We start from the raw sequence: 12,365 nt of genomic DNA, 5'->3' as shown, positions 1-12,365 counted from the left end.
TTGAATTTCTAGACAAAATGGAAGCATTTCTAAACAAGAAGATATTCAGTGGTTCTTTTACACTGTAGGAGAAAGAATGGAAAGCAGGTCCCAGATGAATTTACCGTCCTTCATGTTCCTAGCCAAATCTATGCGGTATTCGATGCAGATGCCAATATCAATAGAGGCCTACGACATAAATGTATTGCGTTGTAGCGATCACTTCCAAGGCCGACAGGACCGGAAATTGTGGAATGAGCAAGGAATCAGGCACATCCGTCCGGCTGCCATATGCACCAGACGGAAAGCCAGGAGATAGGGGGTGTTCTCCAGATTTCCGTGATGGAGACATCCCTTTTTTGATAGATGCATAAAAACTAACGGACCGTTTAGTTCAATAAAAAAGCAGCAGGCCCAGACTAATAAAAATAAAGTCCGTGCCTGCCACTTTTTGTATTGGAGCCAGTCTCATAGTTATTATCCGAAGCCTGACGGTAAACGCTACCCAGCCATCCAGCATCCCACAGACGTTTCTTGCGAGCTGTTATTCTGAAAATAAAGCATCCGTTGCAACCGGCTGAAGGATAGGCAGTGGCTGAAGGGCGGTGGTCCGATCGAGATGAACAAACGCATTATAACGATCTGCCATGCTGGAAGGCACGTAATTGCCGAACCGCTCATGAGCAGGCTCGTACACCACACCGATGGCACGGTGGCCAATGGTCGTATGCAGCATGGAAGAAGCATCGGAGAGCATTATCATGCCATTTCGGCCGCCTCCCGCCTGGTGCATGTAATACTCCCAGCTTCCCGGCTGTCCGGGCGGGACGGTCATCTTCTCAACCGGAGACCCCCAAGCTCTTCCAGCCAGTACCTCGCCCTGATAGGTCCCGAAGCCAATGGCAAACACCCGATGTTCTGGATCCTCCCGCAGCAGCTGACCCACATTAACCATGCCATCCGCCATCATATCCGTTGCCCGCGCATCACCGATATGCGTATTATGCTCCCAGACGATGGCTTTTGCCGAGGCACCGTAATAGGACATGATTCGCTTGAGGGATTCAACCATATGTTTGTCCCGTATATTCCAGGACTGTGGGCCGCCCCGGACCATCGTACGATAGTAGGCCTCCGAGCTGGAGGTGACGAGCATGTTCACCTCTGCATTCAGCTCTTCCTCACTTCCCGGATACGCCATGCGCCGGCTCTGCATCTGCTGTAGCAGCTCAACCACTTCTTTCTCACAGCTCTCCGAGAGCAGTCCTGCCGCAATGCCATAAGACTGATGGTCCCTGCTATATGGATCGAAACAGGCGTATGTCCTGCGGGCCTGTTTCAGTTGGGGAGAATTGGTCTCCTCCAAATAACCGATAATCGCTTCCATCGATTCCCATAACGAGTACATATCAATGCCATAAAATCCAACCTTCGCACGGGCACTGCCGTCGCCGTGATTCGCCTCATTGTACTCCTTGAGCCACTCCGCGAAATCACGAATGTCCGTATTTGCCCACATCCATGTCGGCCAGCGGGTAAAATCACCCAGTGCATCGGCTGCCGAGGAATCGGCCCCCTCCATCCCTTTAACATACCGGTTCACCCGATAAGCAGAGGGCCAGTCTCCTTCCACACCGATAATGTTAAAACCCTTGCTTGTAATTAGCTTCTTCGAAAGCTCGGCCCGAACTCGGTAGAAATCAGAAGTCCCATGGCTCGCCTCACCGAGCAGCACAATATCTGCATCTCCGATGGCCTTAACCATGCGGTCCAGATTCTCCATTCCATCTAATGGGATAAATAATGCATTCAGCTCTTTCAAATAAGCGTTTTGCTCTGGTGGATTATCATTCGAATTCATGAAGTTGTTCCCTCCTACAGACGGTATGAGTGAATTATTTCCGATTTGTCCATTCATTAATCCAAAACATGGTGTCTGTTGGTATGAATGATTCATCCCACGATTAGGTTGAAATCCTATATAAATCGGTTGAAAATGTTGATTTTACCAATGGACAAGGCTTTGTACAATAGAGTTGTAGCGCTTACATTTCCAAGGGGGTTGCGGCGAAATGAAGAGACTTCAGCTGATTGACAAGCAAATCAGGACCCCGAGATCGAAAAGGAGGCCGTGTTGATGAAATTTAAGGGAATATTGGCGGCATTTTTGTTTTTAACCACAGCGTCCGTGTTGTTTGGGACGCATACGGCAGAGGCCCATGAACTATCCAATGACAAGCTGACGATTCAGACAGGCGAGCATGGCGAGATTTCATCTATCCGTATCAAGGGAGATGCTTTTCCGACCGAATATGTCATGAACGCAACGGTGACACCTGAGCAGAACACGGCAGATCATCAGTGGCTAGGGGAGCTGATGTTCACGTATCGACTGGATGGAGGTAGCTGGACGAAGGCATGGACGAATAAGTCGGCAGACGCACGTAAGATCACGACCAGCGGCAACCGCGTTACTGTCACGTATGAGAACTCAAGTAATGCAGAAGGCATACGCAATTTTAAAGTCATTGAAACCTATTCGGCGGAGTCGAATGGTTCGGTACTGTGGAATATACAGGTACAGAATACCAGCGGCAAAAAATTGGAGATTGGTGATTTTGGATTGCCCCTACCTTTTAATGAGCAGTGGACTTATGGTGATGCAATTTACGAAACGAGAGTCGTGACGCATTCCTTTGTCGGCAATAACAGCTCCTATATTACAGCTGGGCGTCCCAGCGGCATTGGTTCTTCCCTGCTATTGATCCCTGATTCCACAACAGGCGCTGGGTTTGAGTATCAGGACCATTGGCGGGATGAAGAGCATCCGGGTAGCAAGTGGGCCTGGAACCCGGCCAACGAAGGCAAGTGGTTGGAGGGATTGAATGTATTTTATATTCATTCCAATGTCATCAAGTCTACCAACCGTGGGTATTTGCCCAATACAAGCCTGATCCTGAATCCAGGACAAAGCAAAAACTATGGCTTCAAGTTCCTGGCGGTAAAGGACGAGCATGATGTAAAAGATACGTTGTATCAAGAAAACTTGGTGGATACTACAGTTGTACCAGGCATGATTGTGCCTACGAATCAAAAGGCGAAGGTGGATCTGCGTACCAAGCAAACGATCAACAAGGTGACCTATCCAGACGGAACGGTTATTCCGCAGACGGATAGCAAGGCTGGAGGACATCAGATTTATGAACTGAAATTTACTAAGCTGGGTCCGAACTTCATAACGGTAGAATACGGCAATGGCAACAAAACGGTTTTACAATTCTATGCCATTGAGCCGATTGATCAGGCGCTGCAACGGCACGCTACTTTTATGATAGACAAAACCCAGTGGAACGTGCCAGGTGATCTGCGTGATAAGGTATTTGACGATTGGATGATGCATACCAAATCCAAACGCAACATTTTCAATGGCTATTGGGGCTGGGGGGACGATTGGGGTCTGACCCACGGACAGTTCCTGGCTGAAAAAAACACGCTCTCTCCAGTCGCCAAAGAGGTGCGGGCTGTAGACGATTATTTGGAGACGGCGATTTGGACGAATCTGATGAATGGACATCATGAGGATTATTTAATTCATGATTTCCTGATGCCGGAGCCCAATGATACACCGACCTATCGGGGATATGCATACCCGCATGTATATAATACGTATTTCAGCATGTATAAGATTGCCAAGGAATACCCGGACCTAGTCACTTACAAGCATCCGAAGGAAACCTATTTGCTGCGGGCTTATAACATTTTCAAAGCATTGTATGAAGGACCGGTTGCGTACAACTGGGAAACAGGTTTGATGGGCGAGCTGACCACGCCGGATATTATTCAGGCCCTTCATGATGAAGGCTACGATGATGAAGCGAACGATCTCAAGGAAAAAATGGACCGCAAATATAACAATTTTAAAAATACAAAGTATCCTTATGGTTCTGAATATAGCTACGACAATACAGGCGAAGAGGCTGTATATACGTTAGCCAAGCAGAATATAGATACAGAGGGTGAGCAAAGTAAAGCCCTGGAAATGATGGGTAAAATCAATGCCAAAACTCGTGCATCACGCGGCCATATGCCTGTATGGTACTACTATACCGATCCGGTGACGATTACCGGGGAGAACTGGTTTAACTTCCAGTACACGACTTCACTTGCGGGATATGCGATGGATGACTGGATTCGTCATCATGAGGACAATCATCGCGAGGAGCAACAACGGCTGTCCTATGCTGCCAAAATTGCCAATGTCGGAGCGATTAATTCCGGACAAATCAGCTCGGACCCTGAGAACATCGGGGCGGTTGCATGGACGTATCAAGCAGAAAAAGGCAATAACGGTACAAACGGCACCGGCGGCGGTAAAAATGTTCCGCTCTTTAACGGCTGGCGCGGCATGAGCGGTGAGGCTGACCTCGGATTGTTTGGTGCACTTAAAACCTTAAGCGCGGATATCGCGATTGATCCAATTTTTGGATTGACGGGCTACGGTGCAGAGGTGAGTAAAAGCGGTAACGTGTATACGATCAAGCCGCTGGACGGTTTGTTCAAACGAGTCAACCTGATTACGGAAAAGCTGTATATCGAGCTGGAAAAGGACCAGTATACAGAAGCCAAGCTGGCAACATCCAAGGATTATGTATGGCTCCAATTGAAAAATCAAACGCCGGGCCAAGCTCATTCTACGTACGTTACATTTGATGGCTTAAAGAAAGGAACGTACCTGGTTAAAGTGGGTGGTCAATCACAAGGCAAGTTTAATGCGTATGCACCAACCAATAAGCTTAAGCTGGAAATGGGTACAGCATCCTCCTATACGGTAGAGCTGACACCAACCACACCTGATCCCAACAAAGCACCTGTCGTTGATGCAGGCAAAGATTCCAAGGTGAAGCTGCCGGATCAGATTATCTTGAAGGGTGCGGCTACAGATGATGGGCTTCCGCAAGGAAAGGTGACCAGCGAGTGGAGTCTGGTTGAAGGACCACAGAATGCGAAGGTCACATTCAGCAGCAAAACATCACTACGCTCGAAGGTGGACGTTTCCGAGCCAGGAACGTATATATTCAAGCTGACAGCCAGCGACTCCCAGTTATCAGGAGATGCTAAAGTAACTGTGATAGCTGAACCGGCGGCACCGTTACCTGAACAGCTTGCCGTTTACAAGTTCGACGAAGCCAGCGGTGCTGTTGCTGCGGATTCATCGGAAAGCGGCAATGATGCTACCGTTAAGGGAACTGCGGCATGGGCTGCGGGGAAAAGAGGCAACGCTGTGAGCCTGAACGGCAAGGACAGCTATGTGCAGCTTCCGGCGGGGATTGTCAGCCGGGCACAGCAATTGACCGTATCCGGCTGGGTCAAGGCGAACAGCCTGAGCGATTATGTGCGGATTTTTGACTTCGGCTCCGGGACCAATGAATATATGTTCCTGACCCCTAAAGCCGGGAACCGGATGCTATTTGCAATTACGAATCAGGGTAACGGGCAAGGACAGGAACAGACGATTGATGCCCCTGTATTGCCGACAGGCGTATGGAAGCATGTTGCGGTCACGCTTTCGGGCTCCACAGGTATTTTGTACGTGGATGGGAAAGAAGTGGGACGCAATACCAACCTGACCTTGAATCCAACCAGTCTGGGACAGACGAAAAATAATTTTATCGGTAAGTCCCAGTACCCTGATCCGTATTTCAATGGTCTGGTGGATGAATTCCGGATCTATAGCCGTGCTTTGAATGCAAACGAGGTGGCAGGTCTGGCCTCCGGTACAGCACAGAGTCTGACGGCAACTGAGAACATCACTGCGTTAAAAGAGGTGAATGTAACAACTCATGTCGGTGAAAAACCTGGACTGCCAAGCGTAGTGGAAGCTACGTATGGAGAAGGCTCCACCAAATGGGTGGCTGTGGAATGGGAGGATATAGACCCTGCACAATATGCTGCTCCAGGTTCGTTTGAATTGAAGGGCAAAGTGGAAGGGACAGAGTTAAAGGCAATGGCCAAGGTAACTGTGATTGAGGCAGGGGCAGTGACTTCACCGGTAACTCCGATTAGCCCGGAGACTTCAGTAACCCCGCCAACTACGACATCCCCGGCAACATCTGTCTTACCGTCTCGGCTTATCAGCCCAGCTAAATCAGTGGGAGTATCCTGAATGAGAGGCAACAACGCATAGTCATGGCTAATCTTTCCCATCGTCACTTTCTTCCTGCAAAGGGGGAGAGGGGCGATGGGTATCCTTGCATTTGAGGTGCAAAGCTGCGAACAAAATGTGAATGGGGGACAAAGTATGAGCAAGATTACATTTCTGGGTGCAGGCAGTACGGTGTTTGCTAAAAATGTGCTTGGCGATTGTATGTTGACACCTGCTTTGCAGGGCTTTGAACTGGCGTTGTTCGATATTGACCCTGTTAGGCTGAAAGATTCGGAAAATATTTTATCCAATTTGAAAAAAACAACGGGGAGTACCTGTGTGATCCGCTCCTACACTGACCGCAAGGAAGCACTGCGTGGAGCGGCCTATGTAGTAAATGCCATCCAGGTGGGCGGTTATGATCCGTGTACGATTACAGATTTTGAGATTCCCAAAAAATACGGACTGCGCCAAACGATTGCTGATACGGTTGGTATTGGCGGTATTTTCCGCAATTTAAGAACGATTCCGGTGATGCTCGATTTTGCGGCAGACGTTCGCGAGGTGTGCCCGGATGCACTGTTTCTCAACTATACCAATCCGATGGCTGTGTTGACGAACGTGATGAACGTACACGGTGGTGTCCGTACAGTAGGGCTGTGTCATAGCGTACAGGCGTGTATACCCGAGTTGTTCAAAAGCCTCGGCTTGGAGCAGGAAGGTGTAAAGGCAAAGATCGCAGGCATCAATCATATGGCGTGGCTGCTCGAAGTGAGCAAGGATGGGGTGGATTTGTATCCTGAGATTAAAAAACGGGCTGTCGCCAAGCAGCGGGAAAAGCATCATGATATGGTACGCTTTGAAATGATGCTGAAATTCGGCTATTACATTACGGAATCGTCCGAGCATAATGCAGAGTATCATCCGTATTTTATCAAACGGGCATATCCTGAGCTAATTGAACGCTTCAATATTCCCTTGGATGAATACCCGCGCCGCTGCGTGAGCCAGATTGAACGCTGGGAGACGATGCGTGAGGAACTTTTGGGCGATCAGGATCTGCGCCATGAACGGTCGAACGAATATGCTTCTTATATATTTGAGGCAATCGAAACCAATCAGCCCTTTGCCATTGGCGGGAATGTGATGAATACAGGCTTGATTACCAATCTGCCGAAGGAAGCCTGTGTAGAGGTACCTTGTCTAGTCAATCGTAATGGGGTTACACCGACCTTTGTCGGGGATTTGCCGCCTCAATGTGCTGCACTGAACCGGACGAATATTAATACCCAGCTGTTAACGATTGAAGCTGCAATGACGGGGAAAAAAGAACACATTTACCACGCCGCTATGCTGGACCCGCACACCTCGGCTGAATTATCCATGGATGATATCGTTTCTCTGTGCGACGACCTGATTGCAGCGCACGGGACGTGGCTTCCAGCTTATGTGTAAGGGAGGCAGATGAATGGGGGGCAGGGGGCGTCAAAAGTTCGCCGGGATTCCTGCTTTGTGAGAAAAAAGTAACGTTTGCTTTTTAGTCTGTTATGATTTATGATATAAGAAATATTGGATGATGCTGGAACAATTTATATGGTATGAACTGATATTTTCATAGTTTTTGCGCGTGAAGCACACGGGCTGTTTCTTCCTTCATAGGGGAGAGGCAGCCCTTTTTTGTTGGATTTTGCGGAAAATATAAGTTAAATAAGGAGGCCATTCTATGATTTAGAGGGAGAGGTTTCTCATAGGAAATGATTTTTAGAGTAGTTATATTAGTTATTTTTCTTATAGATTTTGTAATTGGGAAACCCTATAATATATAAGTTGTATCCAGTATTTTCCGAAAGTGGGGATGCGATAAGTTTATGAGATTAGAGATGATATACATAGTTTAAAAGTTTAAGCAGACAAAGGGGATCGAGAGATGAGTATAAAAAAATGGGTGTTGAGTTTGACCGCAGTCGCGTTGCTATGGGGCGGGACAAGTACGATTCCAACGACGGAGGCGGCAAGTAGCACCAAACCAATTGAAGTCTTATTAAATGCGAAAAAAATACAGTTCCCGGATGCCAAACCTTTTCAGGATGGTAACGATTATGTAATGGTTCCAATCCGGTTTGTATCCGAGGCATTGGGTGCTAAGGTGGGCTGGGAGAAAACAGGCGGCCAATTAGCTGTGTCGATAAAAAATGATGCACATGCCGTTAATATGACAGTGGGGCAAAACACCGCTACCGTGGATGGGCAGACCAAAACGTATGAAACGAAGATTATTTTGAAGCAAAACCGTACTTTTGTACCACTGCGGTTAGTGAGTGAGGGTTTGGGACAGACGGTAGAATGGGATAAGGTCAGCCGCTGGGTCTGGATTGGGAAGAAGGAAATCGCTGCGTTAGAGGACACAGGGCATCAGGCAGTTAGTATTGAGCCGTATAAAAAGGCGTTTACAACAAAATCGTATCTTTTAGAAAATGCAGATGGCGAAAAATACAGTAAGGTACTAATTTTTAAATCATCTGACTTACCAGTGAGGCTTCTGCGTGATTTATATTCCATTGAGCCGTATACTAACGACAAAGGCACAACATATATGAAAATGAGGGTTAGAACTACTTCTTCAGCAGGTGGAATTTTTTATATCACAAACAATAATGAAATCAGATATCGCTATCCTGTACCTGATCTAACTAGCAACAATGGAGATGGAACAAAAACGTTGTATTACCCTATTTATTCCTCAAGAGATGAATTGTTTGATAAAGTTAAAAATTATAAATCATTCAAAATAAATGATATTAAATATATTGGGTTTGATGGCTGGTCAGATAAATATATCCCGTTGATGGTGAATTCATGAGAAGGAAATTAGATTGTATGAAGAAGACCAAACACCTTCTGATTGCACTTTTGGTGGGGTTACTGTTATTTTTTCAGTTCCCACCATTCTCTTTTCCTACTAACATGGTGGCGGCAGATACAGAAATCACGCCACTCTCTTATTTTCCAGATAAGAACAATCGTTACTTTGTTGGGATGATGTACTTTGATATGTGGAAGAACACCGCTGGGGAATGGGTAACACAAAAAAAAACAACCGAATAAACATATGTATGGGGAAGCTACCTTTACGTACAAATTTCAATTTCCAGGTCGTAAAATTAAAAGTGTCGAAGCGAGTTTATATGAACCTAAAATAAATAAAGAGAATCTTGACTATAAAAAGTATTTCTCAAAATCAAGATCCGATAACTATGAAGATTATAGACGAGCTATCAGTGGTGATTCAACGAGCAATAGTAGCAAAACAAGTAATGAAATTCGTCCCTTTCAAAAACAAGGTATTGGTACCGACACTACAGTTATCCCCGTAACCGTAAATATGCTTCTGGATGCGGAAGAACCTTTAAATATTAAAGACGAGTCTTGCCCTACCTGTGCCAAAGAAGTAGAGGCTTGGCGCATCTACCAGCCCATCCTATTCAAAATCGAACTAGAGAGCGCACTCATCGTCAAGCATTTTACAACTGACGGAAAGTCACTTAACAACGTATTTAAACCAATAGAAGATGAGCTAAAACCTAATCAACCGTATGATTTCACCCCGCCAACCAATCCGAAATATGAGTATGTGGGTTACAAGAAGAGCACGACAGGTAAACCGCCAAGCGGAGATATTTTGCCGGGGATTGTACCTGGGTTTACCTATGACGGTTCTTTTGAACAGTTTACCGCTTACTTGTATTACAAAGAAGCTCAGGGCTGTCCGAAGCCTGGAGAAAGCCAAGAGGGAGCGCCCTCAAATTGCCAAGATAATGAACAGCCAACGAAAGGTGTTGTTTGCTCCCGTCCCGTTCCAGGTCTGCGCTTGGAAACTGCCGAGTTGGACCCAGTAGTATCTGCCGTGATCAAAGCGGACCAGCGTGGTCGGGAACGATTTGACGTATCCAAAGGTATTCCTACCTCTGAAAGCCTGTACGGTCATGTGCAAGCCAAGAGATATCTTTTTCAACATAAGTTTGTGAACATGACGGGTCAGTGTACATATACGGTGAACGTAAAACGGGAATATCGGTTGACCTGGCGGCCTAAGAAAAAATCTCGGCGGAATGAGACGGTGAAGCGAACTTATACTTACCAAATCGTCCGTCCGTGCTCCTATTGGAAGATAGACAATTTGGAGGTATATGGTATTAAAGAGGCTTCACTCCGAAACTATGCGTTACCCAATGAAGCAATCACCCTGTTTCCGCAATCCTATAATCCCCCTTCCTATATTGCGGTGACCCAGGGTAACTTTTATCCGCCCCCTGCACCAGGGACAGTGGATGGAGGTAGTCGTAGCAAAAACGGCGGCAGCAGCAAGCCCAGTGTGCCTGATGATCGCAGTGTACTGAAATCTAAGGCAGAGGAGGCAGTTAAGGAAATTGAAGTGGAGAACGATACTTTGACCTTTGAAAACAAGCTCATTATGAATCCAGAGCGCGTCAAGGTAAATGGCCCTAAACCAGGTGTGATTCCTTCTTCCGGAGCAATTGGGGCTGATGTGCTGTACAGTCCGAATCATGTGATTGATAAGCATAAGATGAATAAGCCCAACACGCCCAGCAGTGGTGACATCACTTACGCTATTCTCAAAGGAAATATCAATGGAGGTGCGGATAAAACGTTGCCGATACAGGGGATCAATACAGTGACTGTCCACACTCCCGTAGTGAATCTGTCTACAGTGTCGGATGATGCTGCTCATAATCAGAAAACCCAACCTACGAAGGGACGATCCGCACTTATTTTGGAGCGTCCTTTCCGGGTGACGATTTCGACAGCAGGTCCGCATTTGAATATTCCCGGCTATGGTGATCGGGAGTATGCCAAATATGTACGAACCAAGCAGGTGCGCTTTCCATTCGATGTGTACGACAAAGGAAAGACGCATTTTTATCCGCGAGGTACCTGGATTGAGATTCCGGTACTACAGCTGGACACAGACTTTTATTTGCCTGTATGGGTCGATGAAGGCAATTATACAGTCGAGTTCCGCACCATTGCCGAAAATGCACCGGATGGATTCACCGAGCAGCGCCATGCCAACACGGATCTCGCCCATCATGTTGCCAATGATGTGGTGAATATTGAGGTCATCGGACGGATGTATGATTTTCATATCACGGATATTGCAGATTACCATTGGGAGCGTATATTTCGACTGCAAAAAGGAAGCCCGATGCATAGCGGCCTGTCCTATTGGACAGGGCTTGGCAATATTGACGGGTTGCCTAGAGGGAACCCGGAGCCCTTCACATTGCCTGTTCGTCCCGGCAGTCATCCATTTGAAGGTTACGCAAATGTGGCGGTCAAGACAGGCTATCATTTCAAGTTTGACCTCAAAACCAAAGGCAATATGTTCAGCGCCCGGGATGGAATTCGCATTACCCCTTCATTTTATTGGGTGAGCAAAGAGGGGCGACAGCGGGAAGAGGTAGATCTGTATACACATGCAGGCAGTCGAAAATTTATCCGTGTAGGATCGGCGGAGGACCGGGAGAAGCGATATGTTATTTTGAATGAACGGCTACGCAATGTCCCTATGGAGGAAATGCAGAATACAGCAGCCTACCAATATCAACATGGACTGAGTGAAGCAGAGCGGAGTCAGTTAACGCTGGAACGTTATGTGGCGCTGTATGCCCAGCGTATCACACGCAGCAAGACCTGGGTTGGACGCTACGACTGGCTGGTGCTGCCTGCGGCTGTACGTACCTTGATCGGTCCTAAGACAGACCTGCCGGAGGGGGTGGATGCCGATCGTGCGAATGCGGCGATTCAGCGCTGGTATGGCGAGTATAGTCTGCCTGCCGATGTGTACGCGGTCACCAAAGGGACGGATTTACGTAATGTAAGCCGAGAGAGGGAATTAAACGAACATACAGATCTATTCAAGAAGACAGGCTTTATAGTGGTTCGTTTTAATTTGGAATCGCTCCGTCAGGGGGACACCGAGCATCCACATTTGCAATATATCAATGGCCCGCTTTTGAACCAATGGCAACTGGAAGGATATCGCAGAGAGATAAAGGACCCATACGGACACAGCTTTCATTTACAGGATGGGGATATAGTATTTTATCATGCAGACCAGTCTAGTCGGGACGACTTCAATTCCTTTGTCCCTCACTAATTAGGAGATATACCAATTAAGGGTAAACTAAACCTATCCTTGACGATGTTGTACAAGCTTGACAAG

General features: G+C 47.0%; 4 protein-coding genes and 1 pseudogene. 4 read left to right on the top strand and 1 reads right to left on the bottom strand.

The features are described from left to right. Positions 1-523: 523 nt before the first annotated feature. Entirely contained in the window at positions 524-1,840 is a 1,317-nt protein-coding gene (locus tag BN1546_RS06240) for an erythromycin esterase family protein (RefSeq protein WP_090736565.1), read from the bottom strand. A gap of 276 nt (positions 1,841-2,116) precedes the next feature. Between BN1546_RS06240 and BN1546_RS06235 the strand changes: the two genes are divergently transcribed. From BN1546_RS06235 to BN1546_RS06220, 4 genes and pseudogenes are all read left to right on the top strand, one after another. After that, positions 2,117-6,142, top strand: coding sequence for a DUF5695 domain-containing protein (locus BN1546_RS06235; protein ID WP_090736562.1), 4,026 nt, complete (start codon positions 2,117-2,119; stop codon positions 6,140-6,142). 135 nt (positions 6,143-6,277) lie between these two features. Beyond that, complete coding sequence (locus tag BN1546_RS06230; RefSeq protein WP_090739133.1) at positions 6,278-7,576, top strand: alpha-glucosidase/alpha-galactosidase; 1,299 nt, start codon at positions 6,278-6,280, stop codon at positions 7,574-7,576. A 472-nt stretch (positions 7,577-8,048) separates the two neighbouring features. Beyond that, a complete protein-coding gene (locus tag BN1546_RS06225; protein ID WP_090736560.1) occupies positions 8,049-8,981 on the top strand; it encodes a copper amine oxidase N-terminal domain-containing protein in 933 nt (310 codons plus the stop codon). Between the two features lie 17 nt (positions 8,982-8,998). After that, a pseudogene (locus tag BN1546_RS06220) lies at positions 8,999-12,299 on the top strand (DUF5704 domain-containing protein). Positions 12,300-12,365 lie beyond the last annotated feature (66 nt).

This window comes from Paenibacillus sp. Mc5Re-14, from assembly GCF_001049835.1.
Classification (GTDB): Bacteria; Bacillota; Bacilli; order Paenibacillales; family Paenibacillaceae; genus Paenibacillus; species Paenibacillus polymyxa_C.
The sequence above is the reverse complement of the archived record's forward strand: the minus strand, read 5'-3'. Positions and strand labels throughout refer to the sequence as shown.